At 52.4% G+C, this 18,648-nt stretch carries 21 protein-coding genes; 6 read left to right on the top strand and 15 right to left on the bottom strand.

Going from position 1 to position 18,648, the window contains the following annotated elements; all coding sequences use genetic code 11:
• Positions 1-164 precede the first annotated feature (164 nt).
• Positions 165-1,022, bottom strand: a complete 858-nt coding sequence (glcT, locus tag IC803_RS12070) for a glucose PTS transporter transcription antiterminator GlcT (RefSeq protein WP_081206709.1) — start codon at positions 1,020-1,022, stop codon at positions 165-167.
• Positions 1,023-1,186: 164 nt separating this feature from the next.
• Here glcT and IC803_RS12075 point away from each other — a divergent pair, with 164 nt between their 5' ends.
• The gene (locus tag IC803_RS12075) at positions 1,187-2,107 is read left to right on the top strand and encodes an alpha/beta fold hydrolase (protein WP_190304203.1); all 921 of its coding nucleotides are present in this window, start codon (positions 1,187-1,189) and stop codon (positions 2,105-2,107) included.
• A 65-nt stretch (positions 2,108-2,172) separates the two neighbouring features.
• A complete protein-coding gene (locus tag IC803_RS12080; RefSeq protein ID WP_081206708.1) occupies positions 2,173-2,811 on the top strand; it encodes a nitroreductase family protein in 639 nt (212 codons plus the stop codon).
• 39 nt (positions 2,812-2,850) lie between these two features.
• Here the strand turns inward: IC803_RS12080 and IC803_RS12085 are convergent, their stop codons facing one another.
• From IC803_RS12085 to IC803_RS12100, 4 genes are all read right to left on the bottom strand, one after another.
• Positions 2,851-4,146, bottom strand: coding sequence for an ATP-binding protein (locus tag IC803_RS12085; RefSeq protein WP_081206707.1), 1,296 nt, complete (start codon positions 4,144-4,146; stop codon positions 2,851-2,853).
• 55 nt (positions 4,147-4,201) lie between these two features.
• The gene (locus tag IC803_RS12090) at positions 4,202-4,447 is read right to left on the bottom strand and encodes a YueH family protein (RefSeq protein ID WP_044745524.1); all 246 of its coding nucleotides are present in this window, start codon (positions 4,445-4,447) and stop codon (positions 4,202-4,204) included.
• Positions 4,448-4,513: 66 nt separating this feature from the next.
• Positions 4,514-5,263 (bottom strand): SDR family NAD(P)-dependent oxidoreductase, encoded by a 750-nt coding sequence (locus tag IC803_RS12095; RefSeq protein WP_081206706.1) that lies wholly within the window; start codon positions 5,261-5,263, stop codon positions 4,514-4,516.
• Between the two features lie 271 nt (positions 5,264-5,534).
• The gene (locus IC803_RS12100) at positions 5,535-6,212 is read right to left on the bottom strand and encodes a hypothetical protein (protein WP_081206705.1); all 678 of its coding nucleotides are present in this window, start codon (positions 6,210-6,212) and stop codon (positions 5,535-5,537) included.
• A gap of 172 nt (positions 6,213-6,384) precedes the next feature.
• Here IC803_RS12100 and IC803_RS12105 point away from each other — a divergent pair, with 172 nt between their 5' ends.
• The 3 genes from IC803_RS12105 (at position 6,385) to IC803_RS12115 (ending at position 7,746) form a co-directional block, all read left to right on the top strand.
• On the top strand, positions 6,385-6,579 hold the full coding sequence (locus tag IC803_RS12105; protein WP_081206704.1) for a hypothetical protein: 195 nt from the start codon (positions 6,385-6,387) through the stop codon (positions 6,577-6,579).
• 193 nt (positions 6,580-6,772) lie between these two features.
• The gene (locus IC803_RS12110) at positions 6,773-7,357 is read left to right on the top strand and encodes a cell wall hydrolase (RefSeq protein ID WP_081206703.1); all 585 of its coding nucleotides are present in this window, start codon (positions 6,773-6,775) and stop codon (positions 7,355-7,357) included.
• Positions 7,358-7,569: 212 nt separating this feature from the next.
• Positions 7,570-7,746, top strand: coding sequence for a YkvS family protein (locus IC803_RS12115; RefSeq protein ID WP_012749561.1), 177 nt, complete (start codon positions 7,570-7,572; stop codon positions 7,744-7,746).
• A 32-nt stretch (positions 7,747-7,778) separates the two neighbouring features.
• Here IC803_RS12115 and IC803_RS12120 read toward each other — a convergent pair whose 3' ends face one another.
• From IC803_RS12120 to IC803_RS12155, 8 genes are all read right to left on the bottom strand, one after another.
• Positions 7,779-8,474: an NAD(P)H-binding protein gene (locus IC803_RS12120; RefSeq protein WP_081206702.1), complete on the bottom strand. Its 696-nt coding sequence runs from the start codon at positions 8,472-8,474 to the stop codon at positions 7,779-7,781.
• A 42-nt stretch (positions 8,475-8,516) separates the two neighbouring features.
• A complete protein-coding gene (gene queF, locus IC803_RS12125; protein WP_081206701.1) occupies positions 8,517-9,014 on the bottom strand; it encodes a preQ(1) synthase in 498 nt (165 codons plus the stop codon).
• Positions 9,015-9,061: 47 nt separating this feature from the next.
• Positions 9,062-9,796, bottom strand: a complete 735-nt coding sequence (queE, locus tag IC803_RS12130) for a 7-carboxy-7-deazaguanine synthase QueE (RefSeq protein WP_081206700.1) — start codon at positions 9,794-9,796, stop codon at positions 9,062-9,064.
• Complete coding sequence (queD, locus tag IC803_RS12135; protein ID WP_081206699.1) at positions 9,796-10,233, bottom strand: 6-carboxytetrahydropterin synthase QueD; 438 nt, start codon at positions 10,231-10,233, stop codon at positions 9,796-9,798. Before queD ends, queE begins: the two co-directional genes overlap by 1 nt.
• Positions 10,233-10,901: a 7-cyano-7-deazaguanine synthase QueC gene (gene queC / locus IC803_RS12140; protein WP_081206698.1), complete on the bottom strand. Its 669-nt coding sequence runs from the start codon at positions 10,899-10,901 to the stop codon at positions 10,233-10,235. The genes queD and queC overlap by 1 nt, the downstream gene beginning before the upstream one ends.
• Positions 10,902-11,071: 170 nt before the next feature.
• Positions 11,072-12,184, bottom strand: coding sequence for a GerAB/ArcD/ProY family transporter (locus IC803_RS12145; protein ID WP_081206697.1), 1,113 nt, complete (start codon positions 12,182-12,184; stop codon positions 11,072-11,074).
• A 26-nt stretch (positions 12,185-12,210) separates the two neighbouring features.
• Complete coding sequence (locus IC803_RS12150) at positions 12,211-13,296, bottom strand: Ger(x)C family spore germination protein (RefSeq protein WP_081206696.1); 1,086 nt, start codon at positions 13,294-13,296, stop codon at positions 12,211-12,213.
• A 12-nt stretch (positions 13,297-13,308) separates the two neighbouring features.
• Positions 13,309-14,820, bottom strand: a complete 1,512-nt coding sequence (locus IC803_RS12155) for a spore germination protein (protein WP_081206695.1) — start codon at positions 14,818-14,820, stop codon at positions 13,309-13,311.
• A gap of 142 nt (positions 14,821-14,962) precedes the next feature.
• Between IC803_RS12155 and IC803_RS12160 the strand changes: the two genes are divergently transcribed.
• Positions 14,963-16,573 (top strand): methyl-accepting chemotaxis protein, encoded by a 1,611-nt coding sequence (locus IC803_RS12160; RefSeq protein ID WP_081206694.1) that lies wholly within the window; start codon positions 14,963-14,965, stop codon positions 16,571-16,573.
• Positions 16,574-16,691: 118 nt separating this feature from the next.
• Here the strand turns inward: IC803_RS12160 and IC803_RS12165 are convergent, their stop codons facing one another.
• Complete coding sequence (locus IC803_RS12165) at positions 16,692-17,729, bottom strand: YkvI family membrane protein (protein ID WP_081207024.1); 1,038 nt, start codon at positions 17,727-17,729, stop codon at positions 16,692-16,694.
• A gap of 114 nt (positions 17,730-17,843) precedes the next feature.
• Positions 17,844-18,587, bottom strand: a complete 744-nt coding sequence (locus tag IC803_RS12170) for a FixH family protein (RefSeq protein WP_081206693.1) — start codon at positions 18,585-18,587, stop codon at positions 17,844-17,846.
• Positions 18,588-18,648 lie beyond the last annotated feature (61 nt).

Below are 18,648 nucleotides of genomic sequence, written 5' to 3' on the forward strand. Positions count from 1 at the left end.
GGCAATCATTTTTCAGACAAACCGAGACAATAAAAAAGACATGAATAAAGAGAGACAAAAGAACGCTTACAACGACTCGAATGCAAAAATTCGGTCGTTGCCGCCCTGTTTTGTCCTCTTTACTCATGCCTGATCGAATCAGTAACACGTAAAGCGAGACAATGTTATCCCGTTGTGCCGCTCTTTTTTTCTGCCAGCCGCTGCAAATGCAGCGTCAAATAGACCGCCTCGGCGTCATCAGCCGGCAGATGAAGCGTTTGCTGCATGACTTTAACTAACTTCCATGCTAGATTATAGCATAGCGGGTAAGTGTCTTTCAAGATTTTCGACAAATTTTTTGGTTCTTCGACTTTTTCACCTCTTTTCATCCGATCGATCGCATAGCGCAAATGACGGACGAAACGCAAATAGTGGATGCTCTCACGGTCGATGTCGACGCCCAGCTGTCGTTCGACCATCTCGACGAGCTTAGCAATGAGCTGAGAATATTGATTCGCTTCCGACAAGCTTTGTTTCGAAATCGCGCTATGAATATGAAGAGCGATGAAGCCAGCTTCCCCTTCCGGCAGTGCGACCCCAAGCCGATCGCCGATCAGCTCGGCCACTTCAACAGCGATTTCGTACTCAAGCGGATACAAACTTTTCGTCTCGGCCAAAAACGGGTTTTTGACGTCCAACCCTTGCTCGAGCCGCTTTAGCGTAAACGCGATATGATCGGTCAGCGCGACGTGAATGTGTTCGTTTAACGGTACGCCGACGCGCTGCTTAATATGTTGAATCACCTCGTTCATGAGGGCGATAAACTCTTCGCTCAGTTCAGGGAGCAGTTTTTTGTATTGCTCTTGTTCGCGCTCATTTTTGAGAACAAAGCACTTTTCTACAGCGCTCCCAGCGATCTCATCCCCCTTTTTTTTGCCGAAGCCGATCCCTTTGCCAAGCAAGACGACCTCGCCATACGCTGGGTGGGAAGCGATTAGCACATTGTTATTGAGCGCTTTTTCCACACGAAACGGCTGTTCCATCAAGCCCCCTCCTTTCCGTGACGCTTGCCCGTTATTCATTACGCGATTAATTATAAACCGGAAACGCCATCCCGCTCAATCAAAAAAAGATGGCGTTTTTTTTGGATGGGACGCCGTCCTTCTTTCCATACTATAAAGGGCCAGGCCAAGAGAGGGGGATTGATATGCCATACGTTTCCATTAATGAACGCGTCCGCCTTTATTATGAAGAAAAAGGGGAAGGACCGCCGCTTTTATTCATCCACCCCCCAGGGCTGGGACATGTCATTTTTCGCCAGCAAGAGCCGCTTGCCCGCCATTTTCGCCTGATTTTGTACGATATGCGCGGAAATGGGAGAAGCAGCCCGTCAGACGTGCCAATCACCGTACCGCTGCTTGCGGACGACGTTTCCATATTGCTCCGTTTCCTCGGCGTCGAGCGCGCCATCGTTTGCGGCTATTCCAACGGCGGATCGATCGCGCTCGATTTCGCGCTTCGCTATCCGCAGCACGTTGAACAGCTCGTTTTGATCGGTGGATTTCCGGAAGTGTGCACGCCACTTTTGTACGGCGAGTTTTGTCTTGGCATTTCGGCTGTCAAACTAGGGGCCTTCTCTTTGCTCTCCTCGGCGCTCGCCATCGGACATGGAACGAACCGACGCGAACGGAAGCTGTTCAAACAGTATGTCCAACTCGCTGACAAACGGGATTTAGACACCACGTACCGAGCTGGTCTTGTCTACTGCTGCACAGGGCAGCTGTCTTCCCTGCGCTTGCCCTTGCTGCTCATTTACGGCGCACGCGACCGCTACATTCATCCTTATATCGCTATGTTCCGCCGTTATGTACCGCACGCCGACATCGTGTTTATCGATTGGGCCCGTCATCAAATCCCGACCAAACATAGCAGTGAATTAAACAGCATCCTGCGGGTGTACGGTCGGCGAAAATCAGTTGAACGAAAGGAAGGAAAACGTATGTCCAAAAAAGGAAGGCAAAATAAAGTCAGCCAGGAAGTAGCCAATCCGACCGTCTCAAAGGCGGAAGCAGAAATGGCAAAAGACAGCATCGATACAGCAAAACAAGCGAAGAAAAACCGCTCATAACGACCACGGGGGGATCTCAAAAGCAACGGGACGCCCTCGCGAACTTCGCCAAAGGGGGATTGATTATGCCAGTTGTGACAACGTCGCTCACCAAAGACTTGTTTGCCGTCATTGAGGAACGAAAGGCCGTACGCCAATATGACGCCAATGCGACGATCAGCAAAGATGAGCTGCGTGCCATTCTCACGGCTGCTACGAAAGCGCCGTCTGCTTGGAATTTGCAGCCATGGCACTTTCTTGTCATCCACGGCAAGGAAACGCAACGGCGGCTTCAGCCGATCGCTTACGGCCAACAACAAATCGTCGATGCCTCCGCTGTCGTCGTTGTGCTTGGGGATTTGGAAGCGAACCGGAATACGGATGCCGTTTACGATCCGCTCGTTCGTGAAGGAGCGATGACAGAAGAGGTGAAACGGCAGCTTGCTGAACAAATTGAGACCGCCTATGCCAACAAGCAATACGCCCGTGATGCCGCGTTTCAAAACACCGCTTTCGCTGCGATGCAGCTCATGCTGGCGGCAACGGCGAAAGGCTGGGCGACGTGTCCGATCGGCGGCTTTAACCCTGAGCGGCTGAAAGAAGAGTTTCACATCCCGAACCGCTATGTGCCGACGCTGCTGATCACGATCGGAAAGGCGGCCGCTCCCGCCCATCATTCCATCCGGCTGCCTATTGAGGCCGTGTCGACATGGGTTGAGCAATAGCAAAACAGGCGTCCCCTCACCATGTGGGGACGCCTGTTCCTATGATAGCACCTTCTGTTGGCCATTCGCATCCACAACCGCAAACCCGGACGGAAACGTCAAATGGACAACCGTTCCCTTCCCGACTTCACTTTCAATCTGCATTGTTCCTTTATGTTCCTGAACGATTTTCATGCTTGTTGTCAGCCCGAGCCCCATTCCTTTTTCCTTCAAGGTGAAAAACGGTTCACCGATTTTTTGCAACCGCTCTTTCGAAATGCCGATGCCAGTATCGGCAATGTCTAAGCGGACTATGCCTTCAGCTTCGGAAACACGGACATATAAGTTCCCGCCGTCGGGCATCGCTTCAATGGCGTTTTTCATCACGTTTAAAAGCACTTGAATAATTTGGTTTTGGTCACCGTACACGCAAGCTTTTGGCGCGTTGTTATGAACGGAAATGGACACGTCGTTTAATGTCGCCTCATGACCGATCAGGCTAATGACATACGAAATGGCCTCGTTCAACAAAAACAGCCGGTAATCATGGCTTTGCGGCTTGGCAAGCACCAAGAGCTCGCTGACGATTTGGTTGACGCGGCCAAGCTCACTCAGCATAATGCGCACGTGGTCGTCATTCACTTCGCGCGTTTCTTGCATCATCTGCATAAATCCTTTCATTGATGTGAGCGGATTGCGAATCTCATGAGCGATGCCGGCCGCCAGCTCCCCAAGCACCGACAGCTTCTCTTTTTTCAATAGCAGCTCCTCAGTTCGCTTTTGCTGGGTAATGTCGCGGCCGATCGTCAACAATCCTTTTCTCATGCCATTTTCTTCAAACAACGGCACTTTAATGACGTCAAATGTCTTCCGCTCCCCATCCAACGTCTCGAACGACTCCTCTCGACGCGTCAACGTCCCGCTTTTCCACGCCTCGCGATCTGATTCAATGCACTGCTCGAACGCGTCTTTGAAAAACGGCACAAGCTCGCCAAGCTCGCGATCCGTTTTTCCGACATAGTCAATATGCTCGAGATGGTACAGCCGCCGACCGAAATCATTGACGCGCAGCCAACGCCCTTCACTGTCTTTAAAACAAACAAAGTCGGGCATCGAGTTGATGAGCGTCAGCAGCTGCTGTTCTTTTTCTTCCGCTTTTTCAAGCTGTTCACGCTTTTTTAGCAGCTGGTATAAAAACACGGCCGACAGCAAAATAAAGACCGTCCCTTTGGCGGCGCTAAGCGCAACATACACGCCGCGGCTGACCGGCAGCACATTGAGCAGGGCGTCGGTGACAGCTAGCCATAAAACGCTGCCCGCAACGTAACTTGCCATGACTTTTGATTTGTTTACCACTTTGTCATCGAACCCCTAACATGCAAAGTCAGTGGCGGCCGCACCATCCGCCAAGCTACATTTCCCGCGCCCATCCTAGCAATCGGCCGGCCAGCATGGCAGCGCGTTCATGGCCGATCCGCTTTTGCAGCGACGTCTCGAGCCGCTGCGCCACCGCCTCCGCTTCCTCCTCATAGAAGAATGAAAAGGACCACTCGAGCGCCGGAATGGCGAGAACGATATACTCCTCTTTTCGATTTTCGTAAATATATACATGAGCCGGAGCTTGTCCGTCGACTAGCGGCGTTTTGCGGATTTTCATCGTTCCATCCCACCTTTTTGCTAGTAAGGCATCTCCATTTCATTTATTTTAGCAAACGGCCGCCACCTACTCAATATAAATCATTTTCCTCGTCATCCCCCCGTCGATGACGAAGTTTGCTCCGGTAATAAAATCGTTTTCCTCATTGCATAAATAAAGGCAGGCGCGGGCGATGTCATCGGGTTTGCCGACGCGGCCGGCCGGGTGCTGTCGGTGGTCAATCTCCCGCAATTTTTCGTAATCGCCCGTTTCAATCCAGCCAGGGCTGATGCAGTTGACGCGGATGCGATCGACGGAAAGCGACACAGCGAGCGCATGGGTGAGAGCGATGAGACCGCCTTTAGACGCCGCGTACGCCTCCGAGTTCGGTTCGGACATGAGCGCTCTTGTCGAGGCGATGTTAACGATCGCCCCACCTTTACGGTTGCGGCGCATATGTTTCGCCGCCTCCCGTGAAGCCAAAAAGGCGCTGCGCAAATTCGTCGCCAGCACATCGTCCCACTCATCCACTGTCAGCTCGTACGGCGATTTCCAGCGCGAAACGCCGGCGTTGTTGATTAAATAGTCAATGCGTCCAAAGCGGCTGGCGGTTTCCTCGACAAACCGCTTAATGTCGCCCGCGTTCCGTACATCTGCCGCCACAAATATGGCGGTTCGTCCGCCTGCTCGCAGCTGTTCAACGAGCGCTTCTCCATTTTTCGCATCAACGTCCACAATCACAACGTTCGCCCCTTGTTTGGCAAACATCGCGGCAATCGCCTTGCCAATTCCGTTCGCCCCGCCGGTGACAACCGCCGTTTTCTGTTCCATGCCCATTTTTTCAATTCCCCTTTCTTGCCTCGTTAGCAAATCTTATATTCTTTCCTTTGTTTCGCACGAAAATTTCCTCCTTATTATACCACCAGCGGCAGCCAAAACACATAGATGTCACATAAGGATGTTCGGAGGTTCTCGCCGCCGATGTGAAGTTTGCGGTGAAACAAGGCAATGAAAACACTTTTCCGTCGGTGGCAACCGGCCATCTTTCTGGCACGGAAAAGCGTTTTTCCATCAAAAAAGACCGCGGTCAAGCGGTCTTTTTTGCGGCTTACCGGTATGGGCCGTACGGCATCGGAAAACCGGGCGCATACGGGACTGTTCCGCCGTAATATGGCGGCTGCGGTGCGGCATAGTAGCCGTACGGCGCCACCGGGGCGTACGGCATCGGTGCGGCCACCGACGGATAGTACATCGGCGCATACGGGGCAGGACCTGGTACTGCGCCGGGCAGAACGCCGGGAGTCACGCTCGGCAGCGCGCCCGGAACAGCCTCAGGTGCCATGCCGGTGACGGTCGGTTCCGCCCCCATATACGGAGCAGCCATGTCGTACGGGGCAGCGGCCCCACCAAGCGGCGGTACATTTTCTTTCTCGCCCATCGGCCAGACGGAAGCCGTAGCCACATTAGGCACCGCTCCCAAATGAAGCGGCGGCGCTGGAGGCATCATATCGGAGCTGTCAGGGCTGTCAAACCCATCCGGGCTATCATCAAGGTGGACTGGGCTGACAAACGGTACAGACGGCGCGACTGGCGGACACCAATACCCGTGCGGCGCTACCGGTGGATAATAGGCCATCGGCATCACCCCTGTTGGCATCGCTCCAGTTGGCAAGGCTGCCGGCATTGGCGCCATCGGCGGCGCATTATTGTCGATCCGTTCCGTCCCATCGCCATGGCCGGAGGCGTTCAGAAACGGATCATTCGCATAAGAATCCCATTGATTCATTGTCCTCTCCCTTTCTCGCTCATAATTGTCGGGGCGCGTACCCACCCATATTGTATGTCGGAACAAGCAAAGGGTGTTTGCCCGGCCAAAATATAGGTATTTATCCCGCCAGCTGATTGCGCTATGATGAATAGCGACAACGATACTTAGGTGAATGCTTGGGGGGAATGCGATGGACGAAGCACTGGCAGCCAAACAAATCGCCGAATTGCGCACTGGTGTCATTGCCGAACTGTTAGTAAAAAAAGAGGACTTCCTCACGTTTCGGGCCGTGCTCGTCAAACAGCCCGATTTTAAACAGTTTCGCGGCATCGCCCAGCGCGGCGGCCACGTTCTCTACCATTACATGGATACCCCGCGCAGCTGACTTCTTTGTTTTCATCGTTCAACATCCGGCTTTCAGGGGAAGAAAGCCGGATGTTTCTTTTGGCGGAGAAATTTCCAATGTTTCTATGAAACTAGTCATATCAACGCTTCACACACTTTTCCATCATTTAGATAATGAAGAACGACGCCATCCTTGTTACTCTAGTAGCGAGTTTGCGAGAGGAGGGATGTGGATGAAACAAGGAAAGGCATGGGTGATGGCGATATTGTGTGGAATGTTTTTCTTTGCCGGCCACGCCGATGCTGCGACGGTCCATACAGTCAAACGCGGTGATACACTTTGGAAAATCGCAAAACAATACAGTGTGCCGCTGAAACAACTGAAACAAAAAAATCGCAAAGGTGATTTGCTATATCCTGGTGAAAAACTCATCATCCCGAATGCAGGCATTACAGCGGCAGAAAAAGATTTGCTTGCCCGTCTCGTTCATGCCGAAGCGAAGGGAGAACCGTATGCCGGGAAAGTGGCTGTGGCGACGGTCGTGCTTAACCGCGTCGATCACCCTGATTTTCCAGATACCATTCGCGACGTCATTTATGAGCGCTCTGGCGGCCATTATGCCTTCACGCCGGTGGCAAATGGAACGATCAACGAACCGGCTGACCGTGAGGCATATCGCGCTGTTGAAGAAGCACTTGCTTTTCGCGGTTTAGGAAACGGCTCGCTCTATTTCTATAATCCGAAAACGGCGAAAAGCAACTGGCTGCGCTCTCGCCCGGTGACCGTTGTCATCGGCAACCATGTGTTTGCTAAGTAAACGAAAACAAGGGGCGACTTTGTCCCCTTGTTTTTTTAAAATATTAAATTTTAGGAAAGAAACCCCTTTACTTGTGCAGAAAAATAAGGCAAACTAGTAAAAAAGCTGCCGAGCCTCGCCGAGACTGGCGCTGCCGGCAAGAATGGGCGCGCGATCGGCTCAGTTGGCGGCTGAGTAGGTTTATCACTATTCGTTTAAAGGGGAATGATATGATGAAAAAAGCGAAAGTCGGGGATATTATTGAATTTAAAAATGGATTGCGCGGCATCGTGGAAAAAGTAAACGAAAACTCGGTCATCGTGGATTTGACATATATGGAAAATTACCGTGAACTTGATTTGCAAGAACGAACGGTCGTCAATCATAAAAACTATAAAATCATCGAATAGAAAAAAAGAGGCTGCCAACAGCCTCTTTTTTCCTATGAAATGCGGGCTAACTCATCGCATTCATATATATGGATGCCGTCGGCCGCCGATGCCGCCCGGTAAAACATGGCCAAGGCCAGCTGGCTGGCGTCGACCGGCTTATATTTTTTCCACTTGCCGACAAACAAAAACGGCAGCCGGCATAACAGCCATCCGGCGAGCGCCTCGCCGAGGCGGAACTCCCGGCGCTTGCCGACAAGCAGCGACGGGCGAAAAATATGGAGCGATGGAATGGAAAGCCGCTGCAATGCTTCTTCCGTTTCCCCTTTGACGCGCTGGTAAAAAAACGGCGAACACGGGTTGGCGCCAATCGAGGAGATGGTCAGAAAGCTTTTCGCCCGGCACTTTTCCGCCAACGCCGCGGCGCGCAGCGTATATTCATAGTCGACCTGAATGAACTGCTGCTTTGTTTTCGCCTTTTTCCGCGTCGTACCAAGACAGCAAAAGACGTCGTCAACGGAAAAATACCGTTCGTACGACTCAAGCCGGGCAAAATCGGCGACGACTTGCTGCAACTTTTCATGTTCCAACGGAAGCGGGGTGCGGACGAAAATAGTCACTTGCCGGTATAAATCCGACTGCAACAACAGCTTCAGCAACTCTCCACCGACCAAACCGCTCGCTCCAAGCAAAAGCGCTGTTCTTCGCTCCAACACCAAAACCTCCAAGGCAAAACATTCATCGTTCATTATATATGAGTTGGAGCGAAAAAACTACCTCTTTTTTCATCTCTAGCGGTTGTCGATTTTTTCTGGGTATAGGTCATGGTTGAGCAGCCGATATTCAGCCATTTGTTCATATTTTGTCCCGGGGCGTCCCCAGTTGCAATACGGGTCGATGGAAATGCCGCCGCGCGGGGTGAATTTGCCCCATACTTCGATGTAGCGCGGCTCCATCACGTTGATTAAGTCGTTCATAATGATGTTGACGCAGTCTTCGTGAAAGTCGCCATGGTTGCGGAAGCTGAACAAATACAGCTTGAGCGACTTGCTTTCGACGCATTTTTTGTCCGGGATGTAGCTGATGTAAATCGTCGCGAAGTCCGGTTGTCCGGTTTTGGGACACAACGTCGTAAACTCTGGACAATTGAACTTCACGAAATAATCCCGGTCAGGATGTTTGTTGTCAAATACTTCAAGAAGATTCGGATTGTACGTGAACGAATACGTTGTCCCTTGATTGCCAAGCAGTGTCAAATCCCGCAATTCTTCCTCTTTTCTTCCAGTCACTGATCCTTCCTCCTTCGTTGTCCTTTTGCTTGTAGCGCGGTCCCGCTTTACACGCCGCGCTTGTTTCCCCAAAGCAGCGTATGCAGCTGCGGCAGGACAGAGACATTGGCCAGCTCCTCTGACTGAGCGATTTGCTCCACGAGCCACTCCAACCGGCCGAGAAGCTTCGCGCGAAGCGCCTCTACATCCAAATCCCCTACATCGGCGTTGCCCGTCTGCAAATAAAACGGAACGCCCGGGTAACGCCGATGCGCTTCTTTCGCGTACGTCAAATCAGCCTCATCAAAGACGACCACTTTCAGGCTGACGCGCCGCGCCCGGCTTCGATCACCCAGCAGCCGCCCGATGATGGCGTCGAGCGTCGCCCAGTCGGTGTCCATCCCTGAACTTGGCGGTTTCGGGGAAATAGTGACATCATCAACGTCCAGCAGCCAGTCTTGCCAGCGGCTTCCTTGCGTTTCGACCGCCACTCGCACCTCTTTTTCATGAAGGAGCGCGATGAGCTCGTCAAGGGCGGCGATCAGAAGCGGGTTGCCGCCTGAAATCGTCACATGGCGGAAGCGGCGCCCGCCAATGGTTTCAAGTCGCTGCCAAATGTCTTCGGCCGTCAGCTGTTCGATCTGCTCTTTCGCTGACCCGTCCCATGTGAATGCTGAATCGCACCAGCGGCAGCGGTAGTCGCAGCCGGCGGTGCGGACGAACATCGTCTTTTGGCCGATCACCATTCCTTCTCCTTGAATGGTCGGACCGAAAATTTCCAACACCGGGATCGTGCGCACCATCACCGCTCCCCCGCTTTCGGCCGGTAGACGACGTAGCTCGTCGGCGTTTCGCGAACAAATACTTGCAAACATTTCGGTTTATGCGGCAGCATATCCAAATAGCGCTGAATCGTCTCATAAATCGTGCGCGCCACCACTTCTGTCGTTGGAAACCGTTTCGGATCGCGGCGGTCAAACCAATCGGTGTGATCATTGAGCAGTGTGTGATCCAATTTTCCGTGAACAAGCTTCTTTAACATTTGGAAATTGACTAAAAAGCCGCTCTCATCCAGCTCGTCGCCGGCAACCGTCACATTGACGATGTACGTATGCCCGTGCACGTTGGCGCAGCTCCCAGCCGCTTCATGCGGAATAAAATGAGCAGCAGCGATGTGCATATCTTTGTTCAGCTCATAGCGGTAAGGATGATCCACCTGCGGGTACAATTGATAGATCATTACGACTTCACCCCCGCTTTTTCCCGCAAATATTCCTCCAACCCGCGCTTGCGCAGCACGCACGCCGGGCACTCGCCGCACCCGTCAGCGATCACGCCGTTATAGCACGTCAGCGTCTTCGTGCGGACGAATTCAAGCGCCCCAAGCCCATCAGCCAGCTTCCACGTTTCCGCTTTTGTCAGCCACATGAGCGGCGTATGAATGACAAACGGATAATCCATCGCCAAATTCAGCGTCACATTCAGTGATTTGATAAAGATGTCGCGGCAATCCGGGTAGCCGCTAAAATCCGTTTCACACACTCCGGTGACAAGATGGCGCGCCCCCCGCTGTTTGGCAAGCACCGCAGCGAACGATAAAAACAATAAATTGCGCCCGTCGACAAACGTTGTCGGCAACTCGCCTTCCTTTTGTTCAATCGCGATCTCGCCGCGCGTTAAGGCGTTCGGCGCCAATTGCCCAAGAAGCGACATATCAAGCACCGTATGGCGGACACCGAGCTCATCGGCGATCGATGCGGCGACGTCGATTTCCCGCCGATGGCGCTGGCCATAATCAAACGTCACCGCCTCCACTTCCGCAAACTGCTTTTTTGCCCAAAATAAACACGTTGTGCTGTCTTGGCCGCCGCTAAAGACGACAACGGCCTTTTCTTCGTTCATGTTCATCCTAACTAACCTCCCTCTGAATCGGCAGAAGAAGAGGTTTCCGAAACAAAAAAGGCCATACCCCTAGGATACAGCCGTCCCTAGTTTTTTATAGAGGGTTTTGCTAGAAACCTCTCCCGTACCAACGTACGGAATTTCATTCTTCTGTTTTCTTTTTTACTATAACATAACTACCGCTTTTGTTGTAGTGACTTTTTCACTTTTTCCGCCGCCCATACGTACACGTACAAGAGCGGAACATAGACGGCGATGACGGAAAACCCGACCTTGGCCGTCCATTGCATCAACCGTTCGATGGCGGTTTTCTCTTCAAAAAACAACGTCCCGATAAACAGGCAGGCGAGCAGTACCGGCAGCGATCGGCGCTGTCTGACGGAAAACAGCTGTTTGGCGATGCGCGTCGCTGCCCAAACGGAGACGGCAATGATTGGAAACACGACAAGCACATAAATCGAAATGACAATATATTCCATCCGTTCAATAAACGGCACTTCCGGAATTTTCGCGAACGTCAACGTCGGCCATGTAACATGCTCGATCTGCTCTTTGTTGTAAAAAATGATGGAGATAAACATGACGATCAAATAAATGAACATCGTCAACGCGTTGGCCGCATGCGCCCACTTTTGCGATGACGGGGCATTTTTTAAAAACGGGTAATACATAAGCAGCATTTCAAACCCTAAATATTGAAGCGCCATATCGCTTGCTGCTTTGATGAGCTGTGCAGGCGAATGGTCGAACACCGGCAATAAGTTCCGGTATTGTGCATATTCGAGCGGAAAAAACACCATCGGAAAAATCGTCACGAGCGGGATGACAACCCCCCAAAAACATAGGCCGGCGACGACACGAAATCCGCCGGAAACGACGTAGTACGTCAGCACCAAAAAAATGAGACTGAACTGCCACGCTCCCATGAGCGGGAACACCCATACTTTAATGATTTCAATGTATGATTGAAGCACCGTAAACGCCGCCAAGGCATAATAAAAAAGCAACCCGGTGCTTAATACCCCGCCGAACCAGCGCCCGAAATAATGCTCGTGAAGCGACACAATATCGCCGCCGGACGGGGAATAGGCAAGGAGACGATACATCAGCCAAATGAGCGCGTGCGCGGCCAATCCGGCCAGCAATACAGCCATCCAGGCATCCTGCCCCGCCTCTTTCATCAGCGGCCGCTGAAAGCCCAGCATCCCGACGCCGACTTGGGTTGCATGAACGATAAAAAAAACGAGAAACGGGGAGATGAGAAATCGTGCATCGACCGCTTGCTTCATCGCTATCCCTCCTCATGATCCCCGTCTTATTCACCAATTCCCGTATGAATAATGTCCACCGTCACGCGCGGGCGAATGTCTAAATCGGGATATTCGCGATAAAATGATTCGCGGTCCCACTGTCTCGTGACACTGCGGACAAATTCGCCAATTCCAAGCGGATCAATGCGTTTTTCCTGAAAATAGCGAAACAACCGGCGCATATTCTGTTCCAATTCCTTTTCCATTTTCGTTTTTACATCATCAAACAAATTGGCCCCCGGCTCATCAAGCCATGACGGATAGTCTTTCACCGAAGCATGAATATGAACAGATACATCCAGCACATGACGATTTCCATCCCGTTTCCATCGATAAGTCGGCTTCGCCCATAAATTTTGCAGCATCACCCGGTCTTCGCCTTGTTTGCCGCGCTCCCCAACTTTTAACTGATAGACGCCGTTTTTCGTTTCCCCCAACAAAATTTTCATCAAAAAAGAATCGCGCAAACTCACATGCCCGACGTATCGGCCGTCGCGAAACAACGCCACCCCTTCTAACTTGACAAACTCCCCCTTTTTTTCAAAATACGGCAAAAACGGATCGCTCCCCGGGGAAAAATAGCGGTATAAAAACAAGTGCAAATTCGTTTTCGGCAAGTTCATCGACCGCTCGTTTTGTTCCACAAGATTCGGCAAATACAATGTATCGCTTAACGTCGTTTTTGCCGTGATTTTCAGCAACTCCTTCGCGCTTCCTTCCGCCACGCCGAGGAACAAATGGCTGCCGACTTTGTTATTGCGCGCAAGGCTGTGCGTAATTTGTTCGATCCCCCGTTCGGCAAACTGCTTTCCGAATAAAATGAGCCGCAGCTGTCCTTCCTCGATCGGCAGCGCCGATTTCGACGACAAGCGCGGGATTAAATCGTAGACGGTGGGCGATGAAGTCGTCAACATATTCGGCTTTGTCATCGGCCCTTGTTTGAACGTCGGATAGACGGCGGTGCCGACATAGTGGTCATCCTCAAAGTCATAGCCCATCTGTTGAATAATTTGAATTTCATCGATCGGCCGCGAACTCGCGCAGCCGCCAAGCAGCAGCAATCCTCCCAAACATGCGAGCCAACGCTTCATCCCCATCACACCTTACTCATCAATATCGCGTTTTTGCTTCGCATCCTCCGGGTCATAACGAAACCGCGACTGCGGGCGGAGAAACGTCGGCCGCTCCGCTGTTGCACTGTACGGCGAGCGGACGAACGTATCGCGGAAGTTGCGCACGCGCAACGGATAAAACGGCACTAAATACGGATAGCCAAACGACTGCAGCCGCCCTAAATGAATGAACAATCCGCAGACCGCGAAGGCGATGCCAATCCCGCCCCAACATGCGGCAAACAAAATAAATGGGAACCGGATAAACCGAATCGTGTTTGACATTTTAAAAATCGGCGTCGTAAACGAGGCGAGCGCCGCCAAAGCGACGACGATAAGCAAAATCGTGCTTGTCAGCCCGGCATCTACGGTCGCCTGCCCGATCACAATCCCGCCGACGATCCCGAGCGTCTGCGCGACTTTCGTCGGCAGCCGCGCCCCGGCTTCGCGCAACAGTTCAATCGTGATCTCTAAAAACAACACTTCGAGCACCGGCGGAAACGGGACGTTCGAACGCGAATAAATGATCGGGCCAAGCAAGTCTTCCGGGATCATTTCATAATGATACGTCAACACCGCGACATAAACCGGCGACGCCAAGACGGAAAACATAACGCCAAAAAAGCGGATGAGCCGGAAAAACGAGCCGAGCACCCACGGCAAATAATAGTCTTCCGGTGAAGTAAAAAAATCAAAAAACGTAGACGGGCCGATGACCGCATACGGTGAACCGTCGCAAAACACAGCGACTTGCCCCGATACGAGCGCATAAACAGCGCGGTCGATCCGCTCGGTCGAGACAAAGAGCGGAAACGGCGTTCGTGAATTGTCAGCGATCAGCTGGTCGATGATCGCATTATCAAACACAACGTCAAAATGAATGGCTTCAATCCGCTGCGTCACCGTTTGGATCGTTTCCGGATTCGCTACGCCGTCAATATATGCGATCACGACTTTCGTTTTCGACATCGAGCCGATCATCATTTCACGAAACACAAGATTCGGCGTTGCGATTTGCCGGCGGATGAGATGCAAGTTCGTGCCGACGTTTTCGACAAACCCGACTTTCGGTCCGACGACGCTAAATTCGTTTTCTGAATCGTTGTTTTCCCGCAGCCCTAGGTTTTCGTTCGCCGCGCTGATGAGCGCCGCCTTGCCCGGCTGTTCCCGAAAGCTGACAGCAACAAATCCTTTCAGTACTTTTTCTTCGATCAATGCCGCGTCCTCGCTCACTTCGATGCGCTGAATCGGCACGATTTGCTGCAAATCTTCCAACTGCACATTCGGATGGCGGGAAAGATCCTTTTGCAGATGACAAAGGATATGTTCCTGCAGCACTTTCGGGTCGACGAGCGAATCAAAATAGTAAATCGACAGCTCCTTGTCCCCAACCGCAAACGACACTTCGACAAAATCGCTGGACCGCCGGAGCTTTTCCCATAATTGCGGCATCGTTGGCTGCGGAGAACGCTTTTTCTTTTTAAAAAATGATAAAAAGCCCACGGCCATCCCCTCGCCTTTCCGTTTACGGCATAGTCTTCCAATAGAAGGGCATTTTTATGCATCCCTCGCATTCCCTATTGATTCGACAGAATATTGTATATATTATTGTGAATAGACAAAAAAATAAAAAGGAGAATCGTAAATGAGTGAGCTGACGAAACGGCGCCGGGCGAGACAGGCGTTGAAAAAAGTGACGGAAACGGCGGAAGCGCTGCGGCGGTCGCTCGACCGAACGCGTCCGCTTGATGAACAGCTCGACCGCATCCGCGCATTTTTAGACGACCGCCTTGGCCATGATGAATATTTTGTCATTGTTGATGAAAACGGATACGGACTTGTCCATACCAACCGCCTCCGTGAAGGCCGTCTGTTTGCCGACCCGGTCGGGCTTGCAGCTGCCCAGACGAACGAACCGCTGCTGCAAATGTATGAACGCGACACAGGTGAGGTGTTAATCGATGCCAGCTGCCCGCTTTGGACAGATCCGGGTGGAAAGCGGCTCAACTTGCGGATGGGTCGGCTTATGCACCGCCCCTATTTGCAATGGGTGTTGGCAAGCATCGCCATCGCGCCGGCAGCTGTTAGTCTAGCAGCCGCCCTCATGGGTGCATCGCCCGTTTTTGCCGCGCTGCTTGCCGCCGCGGCCGGACTTGGGCTCAGCGCCATCTGGCATCAAACGCTTGCTGCCCAGCTGCGCCATTGGTACAGCGTCGCCCGCACCGTCTCGTCCGGCCAGCTGCAGACGGAAGTCGAGACGGCCAAAAAACGGGACGAATTCCATCAAATCGCCTACGAAATCAATAAAATGATTCTTGGCATCCGCACGATCATTGACGGATTGGCGAAAGCAGCGAAAACGGTGCACGATGTCAGCCAGGAGCAGCAGACAGAGGTGCGGCGCTTGTCTGAGTCGTTTGACGAAATCGCCACCGCGGTCGAAACGTTCCGCGAAGGGACAAAACAACAAACAGCGGCGGTTGAACAAGCGGATGAAGTCATTCAAAAAATGGTAGAACGCGTGCAGCTTATGCGCACCGCGGTCGAGCGCGTCGTGAGTCAAGCAGGCGAGGCATGGTCGTCAGCGTCCGAGGGCATTCGCCTGATGGATGAAACGAAAGCGAACATGGACGCCATGCAGCAAGGCATCAGCGAGACGACCGCTCTCATTGACAAAGCAGCAAAAGAGGCGGGGCGCGTTCATGAAATGATTGCCGCCATTCGCACGATCGCCAAGCAGACGAACTTGCTTGCCTTAAACGCTTCGATTGAGGCGGCGCGCGCCGGTGAGGCGGGCCGCGGCTTTTCGATCGTCGCCCAAGAAGTGCGGACGCTCGCCGAAGATACGAACACCTTCGCCGCCAAAATTTTCACCTCGCTCGACGCCATGACAAATGCGCTCGAAGCAGCCGTACGGGCGGTGCAAGGAAGCGGCCGCCACGTCGAAAAAACGAAAGACTCCCTTTGGCAAACAGGGGAGACGTTTTCCTCATTCGGTAATATGTTCACCCAGCTAAACGATCTGCTTCAACAAAACGAAGAGTACGTCAACACCATCACTGCCGACGGTGAACAGCTGAGCACATTGATAGGCGGCGTGCGCACCGTCGCTTCCGATTTTTCCGACATGGTGCAAGAAACGGCAGCAGGGCTTGAGCGGCAAACGCTCGCCCTTCACGAACTGGCCGGTGAAGCGGATGCGTTGGCCGCGGCGGCGCGCGATTTGGAAACGATGATCGCCCGCTTTCGCTCATGACAGCGATGCGGGAGGGTGCCCTCCACGCCCCAACCTCTTGCCATCAAAAAAGCGGGGTGAAAAAATCAAGCCCTTTCCCCTCCCGCCCGTAAACAGCGCGGAAGAGGAAAGGGTTCGTTTATTGGCGCGGCAGCCGTCGGCGCCAAAGAAGCCATAACAAGATGAGACTGGTGTAGCCAAACAGCGGATAAATAAACGACAGCAACTCCCCGTAACGAAACGGGCTCACGGCCGCAAACAGCGCGACAAGCAACATAGCGAGCCATTTTCCACGGAGCGGCACCCAAACACGCACTTGGCGCTCGAGTCCGAATAGCCCGCCGATAATGGACGTAAAAATTTCCCCATAAATGACAAGGACATAAAACCAGTACAAAACGGCAAAAAACGTATGGACGACCTCCGCCATCGGAATATCATATCCGTTCTTGTGCGGAAACGACAACAGCACCGTATGGTTTACCAACAACAAAATCGTCAGCACGGTTCCGCCCAACAACGCCCCCCTCTTCACCACCCGTTCGTTTGTTGCCTCATGGGCGAGGGGAACGAGTACAGCTTGAGCCATGGCCAAATTAAACGCTGCATACGAAAACGGCGACAGCACCGCTTTCAGCGAATAATCCGCCGCTGCCATGTCCGGCCGGCACAGCTCCCCGGCCATCATCGTCTTAACGAAAGCGATCGCGCTAAACAACACCATCATCGGCACCACAAACACGTTAATGCCAAATAGCCCTTTGCGATCAAACAACATAATGATAAGCGCCAAGATGAGTGTCAGCACAACTCCTGCCTGCCGCGTCCAACCAAGCTGCTCCTCAAACACCGCCCCCGCCCCGGCGATCATCACCGCCGTCACCCCAGCGATCATCGCGGTCATGACGAGCGTCACGAACGGGCTTATCATTTTCCCGAATAAATACCGGTTCAACTCATCGTATGACGACGCCCCGATGCGGCGCGCCATCACCATAAGGCGCGCCCCACCCCATGTAAACAAAAAGCCGCTCACGGCTACGCCGGCCGTTCCTGCTGCCCCATACTGAGTAAAAAATTCGATAATTTCTCTTCCAGTCGCAAATCCCGCACCAACGACTGTGCCAATATAGACAGCGGCGATTTGCCACGCCTCTCCCCATTCCTTTCCGTTCATCATCTTCCATCTCCTTCTTCCCCCTGTCCGCTGTTTATTTCCATATATATGTCTGACGTGGACAAGAAAGACGAAATGGAAGAAAAAAGGATGCCTTTCTTTGGCATCCTTTTATTAATGGGCGGTTACTTGTTCCACTTGATGTTCATGCAGCCCGCTCGCTTCGACATGCACTTTGACCGAGTACGTCCCTTGGTTTGCAAACGTAGCAACGGCCTCATACTGACCGTTTCTCTTTTCTTTCGCATCGATAAATTGATGCTTGTTGTCCGCCTGCCAAATTTCAAAACGAACGGTGGCGTCTGTCATCGGCTTTCCGTCTTTCGTGATGCGAACCCCTAACGCCACTGGTTTTCCCGCTTCGAACGAATGAGAAGATAACGACATGGAAACACCGCTGCCATGATGATGGCCTTCTTCCTTGTTCTCTTGACCATCCGAGCTCACACCTTCAGCTGCGGCCTGTTCCGGATTCCCAACTATGACATCTTGTTTCGGCATATTATGCATATCGCGTGCGGTTACATGGGCGACAACCGAATACGTTCCCGCTTCTTTGAACGTTTTCGTCACCGAATAGCGTCCATTTCCATCATGCTTCGCTTCAAGCATTTGCCGGTCGCCATCGCCATGCTTCCATACTTCAAATTTCACTTCGCTTGCATCATCGACGTTTTCGCCGCCATAGATCACGACACAGGCGAGCTTCGTCGGCTTGTCCACATCGATATGATCGGGCACATCCATTTTCACTTCAAGCATCGCCGGCGTTTCCGCTTGTTCGTTGTTGTTCGAGCAAGCGGCGATGACGATGCCAGCGAGCATGGCGATCATCGCTAAAAACAAATGTCTTCTCATCTCTTTATCTGTCTCCTTTTTTCCTCATCTTTATAACAGATCGTTTCCGACCGCCCCGCTG

The organism is Geobacillus sp. 46C-IIa (assembly GCF_014679505.1).
GTDB lineage: Bacteria > Bacillota > Bacilli > Bacillales > Anoxybacillaceae > Geobacillus.